General features: G+C 71.2%; 19 protein-coding genes. 3 read left to right on the top strand and 16 right to left on the bottom strand.

The window, feature by feature from the left end:
* Positions 1–539: 539 nt before the first annotated feature.
* The gene (locus WCD58_RS33645) at positions 540–2705 is read right to left on the bottom strand and encodes an NACHT domain-containing protein (RefSeq protein ID WP_373696224.1); all 2166 of its coding nucleotides are present in this window, start codon (positions 2703–2705) and stop codon (positions 540–542) included.
* A 1578-nt stretch (positions 2706–4283) separates the two neighbouring features.
* Positions 4284–5060, bottom strand: a complete 777-nt coding sequence (locus WCD58_RS13340) for an alpha/beta fold hydrolase (protein ID WP_337703524.1) — start codon at positions 5058–5060, stop codon at positions 4284–4286.
* A 208-nt stretch (positions 5061–5268) separates the two neighbouring features.
* Here WCD58_RS13340 and WCD58_RS13335 point away from each other — a divergent pair, with 208 nt between their 5' ends.
* Positions 5269–5736 (top strand): nuclear transport factor 2 family protein, encoded by a 468-nt coding sequence (locus WCD58_RS13335; RefSeq protein WP_337703523.1) that lies wholly within the window; start codon positions 5269–5271, stop codon positions 5734–5736.
* Positions 5737–5760: 24 nt separating this feature from the next.
* On the opposite strand, the gene WCD58_RS13330 is transcribed toward WCD58_RS13335, so the two are convergent.
* From WCD58_RS13330 to WCD58_RS13265, 14 genes are all read right to left on the bottom strand, one after another.
* The gene (locus WCD58_RS13330; RefSeq protein ID WP_337703522.1) at positions 5761–6888 is read right to left on the bottom strand and encodes a tryptophan 2,3-dioxygenase; all 1128 of its coding nucleotides are present in this window, start codon (positions 6886–6888) and stop codon (positions 5761–5763) included.
* Between the two features lie 171 nt (positions 6889–7059).
* Complete coding sequence (locus WCD58_RS13325) at positions 7060–7287, bottom strand: hypothetical protein (RefSeq protein ID WP_337703521.1); 228 nt, start codon at positions 7285–7287, stop codon at positions 7060–7062.
* Between the two features lie 28 nt (positions 7288–7315).
* Positions 7316–8221, bottom strand: coding sequence for an alpha/beta fold hydrolase (locus WCD58_RS13320; RefSeq protein WP_337703520.1), 906 nt, complete (start codon positions 8219–8221; stop codon positions 7316–7318).
* Positions 8222–8353: 132 nt separating this feature from the next.
* Complete coding sequence (locus WCD58_RS13315; RefSeq protein ID WP_337703519.1) at positions 8354–8902, bottom strand: glutathione peroxidase; 549 nt, start codon at positions 8900–8902, stop codon at positions 8354–8356.
* 34 nt (positions 8903–8936) lie between these two features.
* Positions 8937–9083: a hypothetical protein gene (locus tag WCD58_RS13310; protein WP_337703518.1), complete on the bottom strand. Its 147-nt coding sequence runs from the start codon at positions 9081–9083 to the stop codon at positions 8937–8939.
* A gap of 160 nt (positions 9084–9243) precedes the next feature.
* On the bottom strand, positions 9244–10434 hold the full coding sequence (locus WCD58_RS13305) for a hypothetical protein (protein WP_337703517.1): 1191 nt from the start codon (positions 10432–10434) through the stop codon (positions 9244–9246).
* Positions 10431–11906: a glycan biosynthesis hexose transferase WsfD gene (wsfD, locus tag WCD58_RS13300; RefSeq protein WP_337703516.1), complete on the bottom strand. Its 1476-nt coding sequence runs from the start codon at positions 11904–11906 to the stop codon at positions 10431–10433. The genes WCD58_RS13305 and wsfD overlap by 4 nt, the downstream gene beginning before the upstream one ends.
* Before the next feature lie 328 nt (positions 11907–12234).
* Positions 12235–12669 carry a DoxX family protein gene (locus WCD58_RS13295; protein WP_337703515.1) on the bottom strand — a complete coding sequence of 145 codons (435 nt, stop codon included), beginning with the start codon at positions 12667–12669 and terminating at the stop codon, positions 12235–12237.
* A 15-nt stretch (positions 12670–12684) separates the two neighbouring features.
* Positions 12685–14163, bottom strand: a complete 1479-nt coding sequence (locus tag WCD58_RS13290; protein WP_337703514.1) for an AMP-binding protein — start codon at positions 14161–14163, stop codon at positions 12685–12687.
* A gap of 16 nt (positions 14164–14179) precedes the next feature.
* Positions 14180–14938 carry an SDR family NAD(P)-dependent oxidoreductase gene (locus WCD58_RS13285; RefSeq protein WP_337703513.1) on the bottom strand — a complete coding sequence of 253 codons (759 nt, stop codon included), beginning with the start codon at positions 14936–14938 and terminating at the stop codon, positions 14180–14182.
* Positions 14935–15576, bottom strand: coding sequence for a TetR/AcrR family transcriptional regulator (locus WCD58_RS13280; RefSeq protein ID WP_337703512.1), 642 nt, complete (start codon positions 15574–15576; stop codon positions 14935–14937). Before WCD58_RS13280 ends, WCD58_RS13285 begins: the two co-directional genes overlap by 4 nt.
* Positions 15577–15592: 16 nt before the next feature.
* Positions 15593–16864 carry a cytochrome P450 gene (locus WCD58_RS13275; RefSeq protein ID WP_337703511.1) on the bottom strand — a complete coding sequence of 424 codons (1272 nt, stop codon included), beginning with the start codon at positions 16862–16864 and terminating at the stop codon, positions 15593–15595.
* Entirely contained in the window at positions 16861–18000 is a 1140-nt protein-coding gene (locus tag WCD58_RS13270; RefSeq protein ID WP_337703510.1) for a thiolase family protein, read from the bottom strand. Before WCD58_RS13270 ends, WCD58_RS13275 begins: the two co-directional genes overlap by 4 nt.
* A complete protein-coding gene (locus WCD58_RS13265) occupies positions 17997–18368 on the bottom strand; it encodes a Zn-ribbon domain-containing OB-fold protein (RefSeq protein WP_337703509.1) in 372 nt (123 codons plus the stop codon). The genes WCD58_RS13270 and WCD58_RS13265 overlap by 4 nt, the downstream gene beginning before the upstream one ends.
* 237 nt (positions 18369–18605) lie before the next feature.
* On the opposite strand from WCD58_RS13265, the gene WCD58_RS13260 reads away from it, so the two are divergent.
* Both WCD58_RS13260 and WCD58_RS13255 read left to right on the top strand, forming a co-directional pair.
* On the top strand, positions 18606–19715 hold the full coding sequence (locus tag WCD58_RS13260; RefSeq protein ID WP_337703508.1) for an LLM class flavin-dependent oxidoreductase: 1110 nt from the start codon (positions 18606–18608) through the stop codon (positions 19713–19715).
* Positions 19715–20488, top strand: coding sequence for an SDR family NAD(P)-dependent oxidoreductase (locus WCD58_RS13255; RefSeq protein ID WP_337703507.1), 774 nt, complete (start codon positions 19715–19717; stop codon positions 20486–20488). The genes WCD58_RS13260 and WCD58_RS13255 overlap by 1 nt, the downstream gene beginning before the upstream one ends.
* Positions 20489–20552 lie beyond the last annotated feature (64 nt).

The following is a 20552-nucleotide window of genomic DNA, read 5'->3' as shown; positions in this document are numbered from 1 at the left end:
ATGCCATCGAACGCGCGGTGCGCTCTGACCCCATCGCCGAGGGATCTCCAGTTGGGCGACACACCGACCGGTGTCCCGATGGAAGCTCAGGTCATGATCTCCGGCGTGGTGCGGATCGTGGTGCGAACAAGAGGCCACGATCGGCTCGTGGAGAGTCCAGAGACACGCGAGTGAGAACTAAGGCGTGGGTAGAAGCCCTGAGAAGCGCCCTCGCGCGTTCCTACAAGCCTGTCGATGTCAGGTTCGAATCCTGCCGCGCCCACGCGGGTCAGAGGGCTAGCAGCGACGAGCACCCCGGGCGGGACGGGATCGGTGTGCTGGCCTACGAGTCGACACCGTTCAGTCAGCCGCCACCGCCGGGGTGGCGGCTGCCTGCGGTGTCGCGAGCTCGCCGAAGGCCTCGGCGCACCCCTGACCCCTGGGGAAGTTGGAGGGCGAGCTGGTGCCGCCGTGTTTCTGCTTCTACGACGTCCTCTATAGCTCCGGCGGATAGTACTGTTGGGACCGACGCGTCATATTTTTATCTCGCAGTACCAGGCTCAACCGCTGGCGAAGATGACAGCCACTGCCGCGGCAGGAGCTAGCACAACGCAGAACCAGGATGCGAAGACTGTGCGACCACCATTCTCATGTGAGCGCAATAGACCAACTAGCGCAGCAACGATTCCCAGCAGAGAGATGCTCACGAAGGTTGCGAGCGAGAGAAGGAAACTGCTTGGAACTAATGAGAATCGATCAGTCCGGAAGAATAGTGTAAGGCCGCCTGTCAGTAGGCACAGATTCGACAGAAGGCTTGCGGCACTGAATGTAAGGGTAAGGGGGCGTCGGCCCACTCTCTTGTTGCGGTGACGTCGGCGAGAAACGAGGGGGTCGTAGGCTTCTGGTGGGCCTCCCGCGAGGTAATCCTGAACAGATGCGTGCCGAAACTGGTAGGCCGCGCCGGCTCGCCGGAGAACCCCGACTCGGGCCATATCGTCGAGGAAGGTCATCACACGCCAGGGTGCGGGAAGCTTCCGGCCAGCGCCGTATATGGTTGCGGCGACGAGATAAGGCCACCACGGATTTGATATCGAAGCCACGGACGGGCCAACTACGAGCATGATTACTAGGAAGGCAGTGAGCGCAGGCAACGGCCCAGCCAACCACCCCACAAAGATGCCTATGACCGTCGAACATATGGCCACCTGGAGAAGGCCTGCACCTCTACTTGCCCTGTAGGTTGATATTGGTGTTTGCGCACTGTCTAGAGCGCTAGGTTTGGCTAACGAACGAAGGCAGCCCACTCCAAAGCCGAGGACTAAACCAGCTCCTCCTGCAGCGATCAACATAAGCGGATAGATGTACATAAGTTCCGTCGGGAAGCGGCGATTGGAGCCCGGTAGAGAGATGAGGAGGCCGAGCGTGAGCAGCGCTAGGCCCGCTAGAGCGCCTGTCGCAAGCCCCGTAACAGAACTGTCCCAGACGGTCTTCAGTGCCCCGGTCAATCGAACATTCAATGAGACCGGTGACGCGATTCGCCGGGAAACAAGGTTGGACCATTGCCAGGCGGTGACCGCGAGCATTGTCCCCGTCGCTACAAGGGTTGGCACTCCTGATGGCACCACCAGAATGGAGACAAAGGCTGCCCCAAGGATCGCAAACTTCCCTATAGCTACTGGACCCAACTCAAGGTACCCCAGCTCCCACCATCGGAAATCTCGAGAGCCCGACGTGCGAAGGTACGAAGCAAGGAATGCGAGCCACTTCTCAGACCTATCTACCCTCCAACTCTTGGTGGGCGTCCAAGCTTGCCTGGCTCCGGGCATCTGACGTGACCGAGCGCGCTCACCTGACGCCACTAGGCTCGGAACAGCGGCCCTGTATAGGTGCCCTTCAAGGGCCTCTCTCGCGGATGAATGGTCGAATTCGACTTCCTCAGGGTGACTCGCACTTAGGAGCGGTGTCGGATCACATCTAGGATTGACGTAAACGACCCGCAGAAGCCATAGTCCGATGGCAGTGCTGCATATCGAAGTGAGTACGCTCTCCTGCCCCGCACGGATTTCCTTGAGGAGCCTCGCCCAGCTAGCGTGATGTGGCGGGTGTATAGCGCTGGCTAAGTAGTCAGCGATGTCGGAGCGGGGGATAAGTGACGGCTCCAGCACGACCGCAGCTCGCAGAACGTGACCTCCGGCCGAGACGGCTGATTCGTAATCTGCTGTACGGCAGGTGATGATTATTGGTGTGGAATCTGCCAAGGACTGGTTGATTGCCTGCAATTGCAGTGGTCGGTACGCTTCGGGCAGCTCGTCCAAGCCATCGACTATAGGCCAAACGAGTCCACTTCGAATCAGATTATCGATCACATCCGGCCCGAAGGCCCTCAATGCAGCGTAGTCTTGCTGCATCCGAACCTTCATCCATTCCGATAGGTCCGGCATCGAGTTGGTATTCCAGCCGGTACTCGTGAGGAGAACTGGCACTGGCTGTCCGCGCTCTCGGCAATGAGGGTCGAGAATTCTCAAGAGAATCTGAATGGCCAGGGTCGACTTACCTGTTCCTGCATCGCCGAGGAGGGCTACGCGAACCGCCGGTCGAGGGCCCTTAAGGGCTTCGACTAAGGACGCGAGGTCGACTTGCTTATCGCTAAACGGAAGTTCGCCACCACCGAGGAGATGCGGATGATCGACCACCGATCGATCGGTATGTGACCATCGGATCGGCATTGGGTATGGATCGAAGATCATCCGAACTTTTAGTTCTTCTTGCCATTGATCTCTCACCATTGCCGCGAGCGCCTCTAGTGCGCCTGAAACATCATCAGGTGCCTTTGGGGAGCGGCTCCACGCGAAGATCCAATACGCAATTGGTGCGGCTGCCAGGACTAATGAGGCAAGTTGCGCAACATCGGCGGCGTCGCCGAGCCCGCTTTGCTGAAGAAATCGCCCCACGGGCAGGATCAGGGCGGCAATGCCAAGTAGAGCCAGCCCTGCGGCCAGCGCCTTCCGTCTGGGGTTCATGCGCTGCAGTCAGGCTCGGCACAGTTGAATCCCAAGCTCGGTTGACGAATCGTGTGACAGCAAAGCGATCGGCTGTCGGGCTCGCGCGCATCGCGGTGGCTCTCGTCACCCGAACGCAGCGGCTTGGTCGTAGGCAAGGCTTCGGTGCACCCCTTGTGAAGGCTCCCGCTCAGTAGGCGAAATCCAGCTCCACTCCGACCCGACCCCTGTTGTGTACCTTCAGATGAAGCTCGACGGGTCGACATGCGGCCGAGGCCGGCCGACTGACGACGGTACGTGACGCTAAGCCCTAGGTGGGGCTTGCTGGGCGTGCTCAAAGGTCCTCCACGCCGCTCAACCGACGGCACGTCGCACAACTGGTGACTCGATCATCGCGCGTCCGTAGGAGCTCGTTAGCCCCGCGCCGGGCTGTTCCGACGTGTACTTGCGGCGGGATCGGCGCAGACGGTGTCGCCCCCAGCACCGGCCATCATCAGCGGGTGGCAGAGGACGGACTCGGCACCATCGAGGTGGCAGCGCGGTGCTCTTCACGGAAACCTCCTCGCCGATCGAGTGCAGGGTGAGCAACTCGGCGCCGGTGATCTCCGGATGGTCCTCTTCGGCGAGCGCGACGCGGTGTCCCGTCCTCTGAGCCTGCTCCTGCGCGGTCACGGTCGGCAGGTTGCCCGGACACGTCGGCGTCGTCCGAGCCTGGCGCGATGGGGGACCGGACCAAAGTCGGCTGCACACGGGTCACAATGTCGTCGAGCGGCACGGGGTCCACCTCGGCGGCGGCTGGGCGGAGGCGTTCGGGGCCCGCCTCGCCGACCACCTGCATGTGCCGGGGTCGCTCAAGCCGGACGCCGACGGCGACGTCACCTCGGTCGAAAGCGGCCAGCTGTTGGCCTCCTTGGGCTCCCTGCGGAGCTCCTCCGTCACAAAGCTCACGATGACGGCAGCGGCACGACGATGCCAACGCCTTCTGGCGGACGGTGGCGGTCAACTGGGAGGCGCGCATGGTCGGCGCTCGACCCATCCGGCCCGCCCGTACCGAATGCCGCGACTGACCTCCGCGGCCGGCGGTGCGCGAGATCGCTGTGTCAGACGGCTCAAGATCGCAACCCGTGGTGCGGATCGTGGTGCGAACTTGAGGCTACGAGGGCCTCGTAGAGCCCTCAGAGACACGTGGGTGAGAACAAAGGCCCTGGTAGAAGCCTCGAGAGGCAGCTTCACGCGTTCTTACAAGCCGTCGGTCGCAGGTTCGATCCCTGCCGCGCCCACGCAGGTCAGAGGCTTGCCGACCTCTCACCGAGCGTCCGCCCGCGCCGGCAGCGCCGCCCAGAAGTCCGCCAGGACCTCGGCCACCGGCGCGGGCGTCTCCTCCGGCCACCAGTGGCCCACGTCCAGGTGCGCCATCCGCGCGCCCGACTGCTGCGCCGCCCACTCGTGCTGCTCCACGGTCCCGCTGGCCCGCCCGAGGTCGTCGACGGCGATGAGGGCGAGCCCCGGACGTTCCGCGGCGCGGGGGAGGAGTCGTCCGGCCTCGGCCATCGCGGGCTGTCGTGCCGACCGCAACAGCTTGAGGACGGCGTTGCCCATCTCGGGGTCCATGCCGGCCGCGACCCGCTCGGCCATGCGCCCGGTCATGCCGAGGGTCGACGTCACCGCGAGTCGCTGCTCCAGGTCGCCTCCCCAGATCTCCTGCACCGAGGCTTCGCCGGGGCCCTCCTGCTGCCACACCTGTGCCCGCGGATGCCAGTGGTAGTCGGGCGCGAACACGCCGAGGGCGTCCGAGGCCCAGCTGCGGATCAGGTCCGGGCGGCTCATGGCCAGCGCCGCGACGTGGATGCCGCCCCAGTCGTGACCCACCAGGTCGACCGGGGCACGGAAGAGCTCGAGCTGGGACGCCAGCCAGCCCCGGTAGGCCGTCATCGACGAGTCGAAGCCGCGGGGAGCGGGGACGCCGAAACCGGGCGGGGACAGGACGACCGCGTCGGCGCGGCCGAGCTCCCCGATGAGCGGTCCCCACACGGCTGCGGACTCGGGATTGCCGTGGACGAGGACGAGTGGAGCGTGCGGCACGGGATCGTCTCCTCGATACATGCTTGTTGAATCACAAGTAGTGTAGCGCGTCGTGCCCATCGGTCGCAGGTTCCGTCCCACGCAGGGCGGACCCTCGGCCGAACCCGCCGGCAGACCCGGAGAAACCCCCCCGAGAACGGCGTCGCGCCCTTGCCGCCCACTCCAGCGGCGCGACGATCGCCTCGTCGCCGTCCGACGAGGGGGAACCATGGCTGCATCGACCGGCTCCGCAGCACCGACCACGACCGTCGACGCGCGAGCGGTGGTCGGGGCCATCTACGAGGCCTTCGGTCGCGGTGACGTCGCGGCGATCCTGGAGCGCCTCGCTCCCGACGTCGCCTGGGACGTCTGGCCGGACAACTTCGCGCAGCGCGCCGACGTGCCGCACCTGCGCCCCCGTCGCGGGCGGGAGGAGGTCGCGGCGTTCTTCGGCGTGGTCGCGGAGCAGACCCTCCACGACTTCTCCGTGCAGGGCCTCGTGGCCGACGGCATCACGGTGGTCGCGATCGCCCGCGTCGACTTCGGAACACCGAACGGCGGGCGGTACGCGGACGAGGAGCTGCACCTGTGGACCCTCGGCGACGACGGTCTCGTGCATGCGTTCCGGCACTACGCCGACACGGCGAAGCACATCGCGGCCGTGGGCGGCGAGGACACCACCGCCACACGCCCCTGACACATCGAGGACCTCGCGCGGTCGTCAGGCCGCGGCGTTCCGGGTGGCCACCAGCCGATGGTCACGGCAGGCCGCGAGGTAGGGGACGCCGGCGGTGTAGCCCGAGCCCGGGGCGTCGCCGAGCATCCGGACGGCGAGGCTGTGGTGGGTCGTCTTCCAGCGTCGGTGGGCGGCCTCGAGGTCGGCGACGGCGGCGGCGAGCCCGGTCGGTGGGTCGCCGGGCAGATCGGCCACGGCCCGGGCCAGGCTGTCGTGGCCGTCGGCCTCGGCGCGGACCGCGGGGACGCCGGCGAACGCCTCGGAGTCGAGGCGCGCACGGCCCGGCTCGCCACAGGCCAGCTCGAAGCGCTTGTAGGCCTCGGACTGGATGGCACTGGCCCCGTCGGTGTGCTCGCGGAAGGTGTGGAAGGCCGCGGCACGCAGGGTGGCCACGAGCCGGAACAGCAGGCTCGCCCGTGCGAACACGGTGCCGGCCCGCCTCACGAGGACCGTCGCGTCGTCGGATCGCCCGGCGCGCACGGCCTCGGTGGCCAACCGGAGCAGCGTGGTCAGCGTCGTGAACACCATCTCGTGGGCCTGCAGGGCGCGGATGAAGAAGTACTCGTCGTGCTCGGTCGACACGGGGAGCACGGAGAGCGCGAGCCACTCGCCGGCCCGGGTCGCGGGCGGCGCGACGTCGTCGGCGAGCGCGCGGTCGACCGCGGACACGAAGCGCGCCGCGTGGCGGACACGCTTGCGGCCCACGACGGGGTCGGTGCGGTCGGGGTGGTGACGCTCGTGGCGGACGACGTCGGCGAGCAGCAGGGCCGAGAGGCGTTCCGGGTCGAGCCCCGAGCCGGGGTCGTCGAGGACGCGCGCGATCAGGGGGAGCGCGAGGTAGCTCGCGTTGTGGAACCGGTCGTGGTGGCGGGCGAGGACGGCGTCGAGGAAGTCGTCGAGGAACGGGTCCCGGCCGCGGTGGCGCTGCGCGACCCCGGCGAGCCCGTCGAGCAGCGGGGCCGGCAGCGCGTGCCGACCGACGTGCCGAACGAGGCGGACGAGGAGGCGGGCGAGCGCGCGGCCGTCGGCGTCGGGACCGGGGTCGGCCGAGCGCCACACCTCGATCTCGTGGGCGAGCGCCGCGTCGAGCCGGCGGCGAGGGTTCTCGGGCATCGCGTCGACCTCCGCGGTCGGGGTTGGTGCCCCGAGGCTCCGCGGTCGCGACGCGCGCGACGATCGGGCCTGCCCCCGCGACCCGGGGGAGAACCCGCCGGTCAGGGAGGGATCACGTCAGGCGGAGGTGGACCTGCACCTCACTCCTGCGTGAGAGCGCCCTCCGATGACTCACCGGACGAACGTGTGGGTCGGGTACGACTCGACGTCGTTCTTGATCCCGACCTCGTCGAGGATCGGCGAGATCGCCTCGAAGAAGCGGCCGGCCGCCTCCTCGGACTCCCACACGTCGACGATCCGGAAGCCGTGCTCGCCTTCACCGGTGACGTGGACGAGCAGCCCCTCCACCGGCCAGTCGTCGGCGCTCTCCATCCGGCTCTTGCCGGTCAGCCGCCGCACGGTCGGAACCGGGGGTCCTTCGGCCCCCTCACCGTCCGTCGGAGTGCGCTCCGACCCGAGGCGCCGCGCGCGCGGCGAGGTCGAGCAGCTCGCGGTGCAGCCGTTCCGGGTACTGCAGGGGCAGGAAGTGGCCTCCGGGCAGGGCGACGAACCGCGCGTCGGGGAGGTCCCGCGCGGTGCGGTGCAGGTCGTCGGCGGCCGCGAGGTTGTCGAGGACGCCGGCGACGACGGTGACCGGGAAGGTGGCGAAACCGGTGTCCATCGGCTCCTGATCGCCCGCGGCGAGCACCATCCGCGAGTACCAGACCCACGGGTGGGCCGCGAACTCCCGGGCCACGGCGCTCGTGGCCTGCAGGGTCGGCGGCGGACGGAGCCCGGACAGGTCGACGAGCGCCTGCGCCGTGTCCAGGAACGGCGGGAGCATCCCGGCGGCCGCGGCGACGGGCGGGCCGAACCACCGCAGCGCCCAGGCGCCGGCGCGTCCGAGGGGTTCGCGCAGGGCGCGCAGCACGCCGGTCGGGCCGAACAGGATGTGGAACGGGTCCCCGGCGCGGCCGCCGACGGCCAGGATGCCGGCGACGCGCTCGGGGTGGCGCCGGGCGAACTCGAAGGCGATGTTGACCCCGAGCGACCACCCGACCAGCAGCGCCCGCTCCATGCCGGCGCCGTCCATGACCGCTGCGAGGTCGTCGGCGTGGTCCTCGATGGTGATCCGGTCGAGGTCCGCGGGGAGCTGCGAGGCGTCCAGGCCCCGGTGGTACCAGGAGACGGCGCGCAGGCCGCACGCCGGATCGGCGAGCAGCGGCCAGGCGGACGGCGGCGCCCCGAGCCCGTTGCTGAGGACGACCGGCACGCCGGTCCCCTCGTTGTCCCACGTCCGGATCCACGTGCCGTCGCTGCTGAGGACCCCGGAGGCCCCGGTCGGTGCGGACATGCGGGATCCGTGCCCTCGACCGGACCCCCGGGAACGCGATGTCGGTCAGGTGCCGACGAGCGGACCAACACGTCACGCCGCCCACCGGCGGGCGGCCGACCGGACGGTGGAGACCGTGATGCCGGCAGCTGATCAGCCGGCGACGGTCTCCACGAGCTCGTCGAGGTCCGGCGCGATCTGCTCGGGCAGGACCGGTGGCTCGTATCGCCGCAGGACGTTGCCCTCGCGGTCGACGAGGAACTTGGTGAAGTTCCACTTCACGTCGTCGGCGCCGGCGTCGGGGCGGATGCCGGAGATGGCGTCGTAGAACGACCCGTAGGCGGGGCCGAAGTCGCCGGGTGCCTGGGCGCGCAGGTACCGGAACAGCGGGACCGCGTCGGGGCCGTTGACGTCGATCTTGGCGAGCACCGGGAAGGTGACGTCGTAGGTGGTCCGGCAGAACTCCTGGATCTCCGCGTCGGTGCCGGGTTCCTGCTCCATGAACTGGTTGCTGGGGACGCCGAGGACCGTGACGCCGCGGTCGTGGTAGCGGCGGTGGAGCGCCTCGAGGCCCTCGTACTGCGGCGTCAGCCCGCACTTGCTGGCGACGTTGACGATCAGGAGGACCTGCCCGGCGTAGTCGGCGAGCGGGACGGCGGTGCCGGTGGGGTCCGACACGGTGAAGTCGTGGACGGTGGTCACCGCTCCACGTCTACACCCCACCGGGAGCGGCGGCTCAGGCCGTCGACGCGATCAGGATGCCGAGGAAGATCGCCACGAGGAACCACGTCACGCCGACAACGGCCTTCTCGGCGCCGCCGCCGGCACCGCCGATGCGGCGGCGGAACGGATACGCGATCGCCACCACCGCGATGAACAGCACCGCGAGCGTCCCCAAGAACACCTGCATCCCCCCGGGTCCCGTCGACGGGTGATCCACAGTCGGTGATCACTCCGACGGGGGACGGTACGTGCGCCGAGAAGGAGATCCAGGGGTTCCGTCGCTCACCACCCGATCACCCGATCGCCCGCACTCGACCGGCTCAGTGCGGCGCGGGGAGCACCTTCTCGTCGACCTCCTGCGCTGTCGGAACCGTCGGACGCGGCGAGGGTGGGAGCAGCCGCGACGCCACGGCCCACACCGCGAACGGCACCGCCGCGGCGCCCAGGGTCAGGTCGACGTCCGCGGCCGGTCCGCCGAGCAACCGCCGGGCCAGCGACAGCACCGACGGCGCGAACAGGACGGCCGCGCAGGCCCACCCCACCGCCTCGGGGGAGGACGGCCGGAGCGCACGGAGGGCGAGGAGGAGCAGCGCCAGGGTGCCGAGGGCGACCACGACGATGCCGGCCGTGATGGCGCGGTCGCCGGTCACCTTCGCGACGGTGTGCAGCGGCGAGAAGCGGGTGATGCCGCCGAGCAGGAACGGCACGACCAGGGCGGCCCAGACCAGGAGCGCGCCGGCGCCCACGACGGCCGCCCGCCGCGCGCCGACCGACAGCCCGACCGCGGCCGCCACGACGACCACCACCAGGACCATGTGGGGACGCGTGCAGGTCGCCACCCCCAGGAGGATCGCGGCGCCCGCGAGACCCCACGCCGACCGGCCGCGCGCGGCGCGGAGGGTCAGCACGGTTGCGGCAAGAGCCGGGACCGCGCCGGTGACCAGGTCGTCGCCGACCACGAACTCCCGGATCACCTCGAGTCCGCCGACCGCGACGAGCGCCCAGAGCACGGTCGGGCCGGGGCGCAGGCGGCGTCCGCCGTGGAGGACGGGGAGCAGGAGCAGCAGCCACGCGAGGTTCTGCCACCCGGCGTTCCCGGTGACCCACCAGAACGGGGCGGCGAGCAGCAGCGCGCCCGGTAGCGGGGTGATCGGGTTGTCCAGGTACGTCGTCGCCGTGTAGGGGTAGCGGCTCTGCGCGAGCTGGGAGAGCGCCACGTTCAGCGCGTCGGCGCGGTCGCTGCCGGCGCCGAGGGCGTCGCCGTACGCGGCCGGGACACCGGCCACGAACGCCGCGGCGAGCGCCACCGCGCACCCGCCGACCAGCACCGGCAGCACCGCGGCCGGCAGCGTGTCCGCCATCCGCGGCACGACGAGGACCAGCACGGCGGTCGCCGCCAGGGCGTAGCCCACGGCCGTCGCGGGCCCGCCGAGGTTCCAGGCGGTGTGCCACGAGATCACGGCGAGCAGCACGCCCAGGGTCGCCGCCGGGAGGCGCGGGTCCTGCCTCACCGCCGCCGTCCCGACAGGGCCAGGTGAGCGAGAGCCCCGAGCAGGCACAGGCCGGTCAGGACCAGCAGGTAGGCCGCGAGCCAGACGTGCTTGAAGACCTCGAAGTAGCCGTCCCCGAGGACCGCCGCGACGACGAGCCCCACGGCGGTGGCCGCGCCGAGCCCGGCGGCGAGGCACCAGCGGGCGCACGCGGGTGCCCGGCGGCGCCACGCCACCGTGCTCGCCGCCGCGCCGAGAGCGAGCAGCACGAGCGCGCTCGGGAGCCATGGCGCGCGGAACGAGCCGAGAACGGAGTGCAGGTCGGGCTGGTGGGCCCCGGACCAGCCGGGATCCCCGCCGGGCGGGGACGGCCGGGCGACGTCGCCCGGTCCCGCGGCGAGGTAGGGCAGGTCGGCGCCGAGCGTCGCCTGCAGGCCGACGCCGACGGCCCGGAGGAGCGCCGCCGGGTCGCGGGCCAGCGCGGCGTAGGCGGCGGCGCGGGTGGCGTCGGGCTCGTCGCGGACGGCGCGGACCCACCAGTCCTCGGTGGCGCGCGGCGGTGCGTTGAAGTAGCCGTCGCCGGTGAGCGCGGCCGCCTCCGGTGGCAGGCCGAGCTCGGCGGTGGCCGTGGGGCCGAGCTCGGTGAGCGCCAGGGTGAAGACGATGTCGTGGACGTTCGCGCCCTCGTAGATCTCGTTCTGGAAGTTGACCGCGGCCCCGATGGGCCCGGCCGCCGCCAGCACCGTGACGACCGCGATCGCGGGCCCGACCACACGCCACGGCCGGCGCCGTCCCACCCTGACCACCGCGCACACCACGACGGCCGCGACGAGCACCGGCACGTAGGCGGGCTTGGCGGTGGCGGCCACGGCACCCCCGACGGCCACCAGCGCGAGCGCCACCGTGCGGGCGCGACGGTCGGCCCGCCCGGTGACCATCACCGCGGCGATCCCGCAGGCCAGCGCGAGCGCGCCGAGCAACCCCGCCGGCTCGGCGTAGGTGGAGACGAAGAGCCGCGTGAACGGGACCAGCGCGAGCGGCGCGACCGGCACCACGAGCACCGCCGCGCGCCGGAGCCCGCCGGCCGAGGCGGCCCAGGCGGCGACGCCCACGACCACGCCGGCGAGCACCGCGTACCACCAGCCCAGGGTGGCCAGGGCGAAGGAGCCGTCGTGGCCCAGGACGGCGGCGTGCAGCACGAGCGTCGCCGACGACGGCGTCGACGACCCGCAGATCGGGGCGCCCACCGCGAAATCGGTGACGACCCCGCCCTTCCAGGCCGCGAGCCGGTCGACGGTGCGCGGGACCAGCCCGAGGCCGCAGTACAGGCGGAAACCGTCGCCGTTGTCCTCGACCCCGACCGGGCGCCCGGTCGGCAGGCCGAGCGTGAAGACGACGACCGAGGCCGCGAGAACGGTGGCGCCGGCGGCGAGCGTGACCCGGTGCCACCCCGTCGGGGCGCGGTGCGCTTCCGCTCCCACCCCGGTCGTCACCGGGCTCATCGTGCCCGGGGGGTGCCGGCGTCACCCCACCCACCTCCACGTCCGAGGACGTGATCGAGGTTTCCGGAGCGCACGTCCCGCCCAGCGAGACGTCCGCTCCACCGAGGTCGGTCTCGGTCCCCGCTCAGCCCCCGGCCTTGAGCTGTTCGTTGCGCATGACCGTCCAGGTGACCATGGCCGAGTCGAGGTACGCGCGGACCTCGACGATCCGCGCGCCCGGCTCCGCGGCGTCGAAGCGGCAGATCCAGCAGAGCGCCTGGTCGTAGGGCGCGCCGTCGAGGGTCGTCGACAGCGCGTGCAGCTCGACGATCCGGAGACGTTAGCGACGTCCCCGATCTCGTGCCGAGATCGCGCGGTCGATCGCCGCCGCTCCGGAACCGGCCCAGAGCAGGTACAGCGTCGCCAGCAGGAGCGTCGGCGCGACCCCGAGGTGGAACGGGCCGCCCACCTGCACGCCGGCGGTCGCGATGGCGCCGGCCATGTTCAGCGCCAGCCCGAGGGCGGCCAGCCGGGTGGCCAGCCCGAGGACGAGCATCAGGCCGGCCCCGAGTTCGAGGGTGCCCACCAGGTAGACGATCGGGCTGGAGTCCGGGAGCCCGAAGCGGACGAACTCGTTGAGCTCGTCCTCGTGCCTCAGGAACTTGGGCAGCGAGAAGAGGACGAACACCAGCCCGGTGACGATGCGCAGCGCCGTGGTCGCGGCCGCCGCGCGCCCTTGGACGCGGGTGCCGAAGAACCGCCCGGCCAGGGTCATGATCGTTCCCCTCGCTCAACCGATCGCGCGCTCCCGGCCCGCCCAGTGGGGCGCGCGGAGCACCTTCTTGTCGATTTTCCCGAAGGGTGTCACCGGGAGGTCGTCGACGAGTTCCGCCGACTTCGGGCGGGCGTAGGCCGCGAGCCGGCCGCGGCTCCACGCGAGGACCTCGTCCACGTCGACGGAGCCGACGATCACCGCGTGGACCGCCTCGCCCCAGTCGTCGTGCGGCACGCCGATCACCGCGACCTGCGAGATCGCGGGGTGGCTCGCGAGCACGTCCTCGACCTCGCGGCAGTAGACGTTCATGCCGCCGCTGATGACCATGTCGGCCTGGCGGTCCCGCAGGTGCAGGTAGCCCTCGGTGTCGAGGAAGCCGATGTCGCCGGTGCGGATCCAGCCGCCGGGCAGGAACTTCTCCTCGGTGGCCGACGGGTTGTCGAGGTAGCTCTCGAGCACGTAGGGGGAGCGCAGGCAGACCTCGCCGGTCTCGCCGGCGGGCAGGGCGTCGAACCGGTCGGACACGATCGCCACGTCGGCCATGATCGACGCGCGGCCGCAGGAGTCGAGGAGCTCGGGGCGGGCGGGGTCGTGGTCGTCCTTCGCCAGCCGGGTGCCCCAGTTCGGGCACTCGGTCTGGCCGTAGAGCTGCACGAACACCGGTCCGAACACGTCGAGCGCACGGGCGAGCCGGTCGGGCGTGATCGGTGCCGCGCCGTAGACGACCGTCCGCAGCCCGAACGCCTCCGGGCCGTCGAGGAGGTCGAGCAGGCGGTAGAGCATGGTCGGGACGAGGAAGGTCCACGTGATCCCGCGACCGCGCAGGGCGGAGAGCACGGCGTCCGCGTCGAAGCCGGGCTCGATGACGCTCGTGGCGCCCCGGAGCAGCGCGGACTGCGCGAACAGACCGGCCGCGTGGGCGAGCGGGGTGGTCAGCAGCAGCCGGTCGTGCTGCACGATCTCGGCTTCCAGCAGCTGCGCGTGGTGCAGGGCGACGACCGAGGCCTGGGTGTGCACGACACCCTTGGGCTTCCCGGTCGTGCCGCCGGTGAAGTAGATCGCCGCCCGGGCGTCGGGGCCGACCGACGGGAGCGGCGGCGCGGGAACCGCCCGGGGCTCCGCCAGGTCGTCGACCGGGACCACCCGCCCCGGGACGTCCACGCCGAGCGACGGGTCGACGACCGAGACGCGCGCCCCGACCGCCGCCACGATGTACCGGACCGTGTCGGCCGGCAGCAGCGTGTTGATCGGCACCTTCACCGCACCCAGCCGCGCCACCGCCACGTCGGCGACGACGAACTCGACGCCGTTGCCGAGGTACAGCGCCACGGGATCGCCCGCCCCGACGCCGAGACCCTGCAGCTGGGCGGCGACCGCCGCGGACCACCGGTCGAGGTCGGCGAAGGTCCAGCTCCGCCCGCCCGCCTCGACGGCCGTCCGGTCGCGATACCGCTCGAAGGCCGCCGTGAACTCGGCACCCAGCGTCGTCCGCACGAAGGCCTCCCGGAGATCAGTGCATCGTCATGCCACCGTCCACGCTGAGCGTGGTCCCGGTGATGTAGGAGCCGGCGTCGGACGCGAGCAGCAGCAGGGGACCGTCGAGCTCGTCGAGCCGGCCGACGCGGCCGAGGGGCGTGGCGGCGTGGACGCTCGCGGCGCCGCGCTCGTGGGCGAGCAGCGGGGCGGTCATCTCCGAGGAGAAGAACCCGGGGGCCAGGGCGTTGACCCGGATGCCGTGGCGGGCCCACTGGCGTGCCAGGTCGCGGGTCATCCCCAGCAGCCCGGCCTTGGAGGCCGAGTAGGCGGCCTGGGGGACGTCGGTCGTCGCGAGGGCGAGCGCCGAGGAGACGTTGACGATCGACCCGCCGACGCCGGCGATCATCGCCCGGCCCGCGGCGGCGGCCACCTGGTAGGCGCCGAGGAGGTTGACGTCGAAGAGGCGTGCCGTCTGCGCGAGGTCGTCGCGGTCGGTGCGGCCTCCGTAGCCCATCCCGGCGTTGTTGACGAGGACGTGCACGGCGCCGAACTCGGAAACAGCCGCCTCGATCAACGCAGAGCACGCCGCGGCGTCGGTGACGTCCGTCGGCACCGCGAGGCACCGCCGTCCCTCGGCCTCCACGGCCGTCGAGACGGCCGCCAGCATCTCGGCGCGGCGCGCCGCCACCACGACGTCCGCGCCCGCGCGGGCGAGGACCACCGCGAAGTGCGCGCCGAGCCCGGACGACGCCCCGGTGACGACGGCGACGCGCCCGTCGAGGCGGAACGTCACGGCGACTCCACGATGATCGGGTCCGGCAGCGCGCCGAGCATCGCCCGCATGCTGCCCCCGGCCGCGAGACCGCCCAGCGCGAGCGCGAACAGCTGGTCGGCGAGGCGGATGTCGGCCTCCTCGCCGTGCGGCGTGAACCAGTGCTGCATCCAGTCGATCATGCCGACGATGGCGCGCGCGACGATCCGCGGCTCGGCGGCCAGCGAGAACTCGCCGCACGCGGCGCCCTCGGCCACCAGCGCCTCGACGGCCTCCATGTACCGGGCGTCCATCCGCCGGAACTCCGCGAACCGGGCCGACTGCTCCAGGCGCCCGAGGTGCTCGAGGTACACGAACGCCGCCGGGTAGTACTCGCTGAAGATCCGGACCTGCATCCGCACCAGCTCGCGCAGGCGGATCGCGACGCCGCTGTCGGTGTCGGCGAGCAGGCGCTCGAGCTCGTCGAGCAGGGCCCGGGCGGGCTGCTCGACGACGGCGAGGAGGAGGTCCTCCTTGCTGTCGACGTAGTTGTAGACGCTGCCCTTGAGGATGCCGACGCGGGTCGCGATGCCCTCGAGGGTCGCGTTCTCGTACCCGTGCTCACGGAACTCCTGGCCGGCGGCCTGCAGGATCTCCGGCCAACGGCTGGGACGGGGCATGGAGCACCTCGGGAAGTCAGGGCGTGAACTGCGCGGGAAAGCGTTGCATGCCGCGCGACAGCAGGACGGGATGCCACTCCAGCGGCTCGTCGGTGAGCCGCAGCCCGGGCAGCCGAGCGAACGCCTGGGGGATCGCGATCGACGCCTCGAGCCGGGCCAGCGGCGCGCCCAGGCAGTAGTGCATGCCGATCCCGAAGCCGAGCTGGCCGGACTTCTCGCGGGCGATGTCGAAGGCGTCGGGGTCTGCGAAGACCTCGGGGTCACGGTTGGCCGACGACGGGCTGAGGAACACGCGCTCGCCGCGGCGCAGCACCCGGCCGCGCAGCTCGACGTCGTCACCCATCACGCGCGCGACCGTCTTCGCCGGCCCGTCGAACCGCAGGGCCTCCTCGACGGCGCCGCCCACGAGCTCGGGGCGGTCGTGCAGCAGGGCGAGCTGCCCCGGGTTCTGCAGCAGCGCCAGGATCCCGTTGCCGATGAGGTTCGTCGTCGTCTCGTGACCGGCGAACAGCAGCAGGACCCCGGTGGAGATGACCTCGTCGTGGGTGAGGGCGTCGCGGTCGTCGCGCGCGCTGATCATGGCGGAGATCAGGTCGTCGGCCGGCGCGCGCTCGTGGGAGCGGACGAGGTCCGACAGGTACGCGGTCAGCTCCGCCATGCCCTGCGCCCCGACCGTGTGCCGGGTCGCGTCTCCCATGCCGCCGAAGACGAGCCCGGTGATCTGGTCGGACCAGTCCTTGAACTGCTCGCGGTCCTCGCGGGGCACGCCGAGCATGTCGGCGATCACCGAGGCCGTGAGGGGGTAGGCGAAGTCGCCGACGAGGTCGACCGCACCGTCGCCCCGCGACGCGATCCCCGACAGCAGCTCCGCCGCGATCACCTCCACCGACGCCGCCATCTGCGTGACCGCGCGCGGGGTGAAGGCGCGGCTGAGCAGGCGGCGCAGGCGCTTGTGATCGGGCTGGTCCTTGAACACCATCCAGCCCTCGAGGACCTCGAACGCCGCGCGCACGCCCGGGTCCGCGTCCGGGCCCTCGAGCTTGGCGCGGCGGTAGGGCGTGATCCGGTCGGACGAGAAGCGCTCGTCGCGCAGGGCGGCGAGGACGTCGTCGTACCGCGTGACGAACCACGACCGGTACCGGGTGCTCCAGTGCACGGGGTCGTGCTCGCGCAGGGCCGCGAGCAGCGGGTACGGGTCGGCGACGGCCTCGGCGCCGAGCAGGTCGGCGTGTACGAGGTCGATGTGCTGGAGCATGACCCCGTCGCTGCGCTCTCCCCGGCCGGTCACCGGGCCTCCAGCACCGTCACGACGCACGCGTTGCCGTCGAGCACCGAGACGCCGCCGCCCATGGTCTCGACGAGCCCGAGGCGGGCGCCCTCGACCTGCCGCGCCCCGCACTGCCCGCGCAGCTGCCAGGTGATCTCCGCGAGCTGCGCGAGACCGGTGGCGCCGAGCGGGTGGCCGCGGGAGAGCAGGCCGCCGGAGGGGTTGACGGGGTGAGCGCCGCCGAGGGCGGTGACGCCGCCGGCCGCCGCCTTCCCGCCGTCGCCGGGCGGCACGAGACCGAGGGCCTCGGTGGTGACGATCTCGCCGATCGTGAAGGCGTCGTGCACCTCGACGACGTCGACGTCGGTCGTGGCGTCGAGGCCGGCGGCGGCGAGGGCGTCGCGGGTGGTGGCGGCGACGACGTCGTGGCCCCAGACGTGGGGGGAGCGGTGGTTCCAGGGCGCGCCGCTGCGCAGGGCCGCGCCCCGCACGACGACCTCGCCGGGGACACCGGACGCCGGGACCAGCACCGCCGCCGCGGCCCCGTCCGACGTCGGGCAGCACTGGAGCAGCGTCAACGGGTCGGCGATCATGCGCGACGCCAGCACCTCGTCGACCGTGTAGTTCCCCGAGTACTGCGCGCGCGGGTTGTGCACCGCGTGCGCGTGGTTCTTCACCGACACCGCCGCGAGCTGCTCGGGCGTCGCGGCGCCGGTGTGCAGGTAGCGGGCGGCGCTCATGGCGTACATCGCCGGCATGGCGAGCCCGGCGCGCCCCTCGGGGTCGGTGGTCTCGGGGGTGATGGCGCCGGAGAACGCCGTGCTCATCTGCTCCAGGCCGAGGGCGAGGACCCGCCCGTAGCGCCCGGTGCGGACGGCCTCGTGCGCCTCGACGAACGCCGTGGTGCCGCTGGCGCAGGCGTTCTCGACCGTGAGGATCGGGACGCCGGTGATCCCCATGGCACGCAGCACGCGCTGGGCGACCCCGGCCGGCGCGAACACGGTGCCGACCCACACGGCGTCGACGCCGTCCACGCCGGCGTCCCGGAACGCCTCGCTCACCGCGTCGTACGCGAGCGCGACCAGGTCGCGGTCGGGCTGGCGCCCGAAGTGCGAGGTGCCGACACCGGCGACGGCGACCGTTCCCGCGGCGCTCACCGGGCCACCTCCACCTGCAGGTCGCCGTCGTCCGAGGCGCCGACCAGCCACGCGGGCCCGCCGATCGGGGCCGGCTCGTCGCCGGCGACGTGCGCGAGCACCCGCGGCCCGTCGTCCAGGTCGACGTAGGCCAGCGAGTACGGCGGGGTGTGCCCGGGCACGGCGATCCGGACCACGGTGCTGCTCCACACGGTGCCGCGCGGACCGAAGCGCGCCTCCTCCACCTCGGCGCCGCACGCGGGGCACCGCGGCCAGGCGTAGGCCACCGGCTCGGCGCAGGCACGACAGCGTCGTCCCACGACGACCCAGTCGCCCTGTGCCGTGCAGTGGATCTCCGGGCGCGGATCGACGCCCGTCGGAGAGGACATGCGCACTCCTCCGTCTCGGATGGCGGCCATGTAAGCAAACGGTTGGTCGGTTAACAACCATCGGCCCACGAGGTTTGGGCTGAGACGAGCCGGTCTGGCTCGGTAGTCGTTACCAGTCTTGACACGACTGGTGAGGCAGACCACAGTGAGCCCACCGCCGATGGCAAACACGAGTTTGCCAACGCCGAGCCCCTCGCCCCGCAGTGCGCGCTCGACTCGAGCAGGAGGAACCGATCGATGAAGTTCGGCTTTTTCACGATGCCGGAGCACCCGCCGATCGAGAACTGGACGCTGTCCTACGACCGCGACATCGCCGCGATCGTCGAGGCCGAGCGGCTCGGGTTCTCGGAGTACTGGATCGGTGAGCACCACACCGGCGGGTACGAGAACGTCCCCGTGCCGGAGTTCATGATCGCCAAGGCGTCGGCGCTGACCCACCGGATCCGCCTCGGCACGGGCGTCGTGAACCTGCCGTACCAGGACCCGTTCATGGTCGCCGAGCGCCTCGCCTTCCTCGACCACCTCACCCACGGCCGGCTCGAGTACGGCTTCGGCGGGGGCGGGCTGCCCACGGACAAGGCGCTGTTCGGGCTCGAGCCCTCGGAGGCCGCGCCGCGGACCAACGAGGCGCTGGAGATCATCTGGCAGCTGCTGACGTCCGAGGACCCGGTGAACTACGAGGGCGTGTACTGGAAGTACGAGAACCGCCAGCTCCAGGTCGGTCCGTACCAGGACGTCCCGCCGTTCGCGATCGCCGGCCTGACCGGCACGCACAACTACGCGAAGTGCGGCGAGAAGGGCTGGAAGCCGCTGTCGGTGCACTTCGCGCCGACCGACAACGGCACCTACACCGACGCCCCGGACCTCAAGGCGATGGGCGCCGCGATGCTCGAGGCGGGCAACCGCGCCGGGATCGCCGAGTCCGTGACCCGCGAGAACTGGCGCGTCGTGCGCGAGGTCTACGTGACCGACAACAAGGACCAGGCGCTCCGCGACATCCGCGAGGGCGTCAAGCTGTCCTACGACTACCTGTTCGGCCTCGGTCTCGGTGCCCTCATGAAGATCGGCGACGGGATGACCGACGCCGACCTCACGCTCGACTGGATGGTCGAGAACATCCCCTGGATCGTCGGCAGCCCCGAGGAGTGCACCAGGCAGATCAAGGAGCTCGAGGAGGAGACCGGCGGCTTCGGCACGCTGCTGATCAACTGCCGCGACTGGGTCACCACCGACAAGTGGAACCGCTCCATGGAGATGTTCGCCCGCTACGTCATGCCCAACTTCCAGGCCAACCAGCGCATGGCCCGCCGCCAGCGGATGGCCAACGTCGCGCTCGGGATCGCCTGATGGCGCCGGGGATCACCCGCCTCGAGGGGCGGGTCGCCGTCATCACCGGCGGCGTGCAGGGGATCGGGCGTGCGGTGGCGCTGCGCGTCGCCGCCGAGGGCGCCACCGTGATCATCGGTGACCTCCAGGACGACGACTCCACCGCCAAGCAGATCGTCGCCGACGGCGGGCAGGCGTCCCACATCGTCATGGACACCCGCCAGCGCGACGACTGGAAGCGCCTCATGGACGAGGCGATCGGCGGGTACGGCCGGCTCGACATGCTCGGCAACATCGCCGGCGTCACCAACACGTTCGGCCCCGACAACGTCGTCGACCTCGACGATCTCGGCTGGGACCACGTCGTGGGCACCGACCTGAAGGGCGTCTGGCTGGGCATGCAGGCCGCCATCCCGCGGATGCTGGAGAACGGCGGCGGCAGCATCGTCAACATCGGCTCGATGGCGGCGCTGAAGGGCCTCGAGAACCTCGCGGCCTACTCCGCGGCCAAGGGCGGCGTGGTGAGCCTGACCCAGCAGGCGGCGATGGAGTACGGGCCGCGGGGCGTCCGCATCAACTGCATCTGCCCCGGCACCATCGACACGCCGATCCTCGCGGGGATCACCGACAGCATGAAGAAGAACTTCGAGGCCGCGCACATCATCCCGCGCCTCGGCAAGCCGGAGGACATCGCCGCGGCGGCGGCGTTCCTGTTCTCCGACGACGCCGCGTTCTGCACCGGCGAGATCCTCCCGGTCGACGGCGGCTGGAACACCAAGGGCAGCGCCGGCTGACGCAGCCGGCGCAGCGCGGGACCGGCGCCTCCCCCCGGCGTCGGTCCCGCGCGTCATTCCACGG

Source organism: Actinomycetospora flava (genome assembly GCF_037400335.1).
Lineage (GTDB): Bacteria > Actinomycetota > Actinomycetes > Mycobacteriales > Pseudonocardiaceae > Actinomycetospora > Actinomycetospora flava.
Note: the sequence above shows the minus strand (reverse complement) of the source record. Positions and strands in the feature narration are given on the sequence as shown.

Excerpts from the sequence above, each read along its gene's own strand:
- WCD58_RS33645 (WP_373696224.1), bottom strand. The coding sequence starts at position 2,705 with ATGCCGATCCGATGGTCACATACCGATCGATCGGTGGTCGATCATCCG.
- WCD58_RS13335 (WP_337703523.1), top strand. The coding sequence starts at position 5,269 with ATGGCTGCATCGACCGGCTCCGCAGCACCGACCACGACCGTCGACGCG.
- WCD58_RS13330 (WP_337703522.1), bottom strand. The coding sequence starts at position 6,888 with ATGCCCGAGAACCCTCGCCGCCGGCTCGACGCGGCGCTCGCCCACGAG.
- WCD58_RS13320 (WP_337703520.1), bottom strand. The coding sequence starts at position 8,221 with ATGTCCGCACCGACCGGGGCCTCCGGGGTCCTCAGCAGCGACGGCACG.
- WCD58_RS13295 (WP_337703515.1), bottom strand. The coding sequence starts at position 12,669 with ATGACCCTGGCCGGGCGGTTCTTCGGCACCCGCGTCCAAGGGCGCGCG.
- WCD58_RS13280 (WP_337703512.1), bottom strand. The coding sequence starts at position 15,576 with ATGCCCCGTCCCAGCCGTTGGCCGGAGATCCTGCAGGCCGCCGGCCAG.
- WCD58_RS13265 (WP_337703509.1), bottom strand. The coding sequence starts at position 18,368 with ATGTCCTCTCCGACGGGCGTCGATCCGCGCCCGGAGATCCACTGCACG.
- WCD58_RS13260 (WP_337703508.1), top strand. The coding sequence starts at position 18,606 with ATGAAGTTCGGCTTTTTCACGATGCCGGAGCACCCGCCGATCGAGAAC.
- WCD58_RS13255 (WP_337703507.1), top strand. The coding sequence starts at position 19,715 with ATGGCGCCGGGGATCACCCGCCTCGAGGGGCGGGTCGCCGTCATCACC.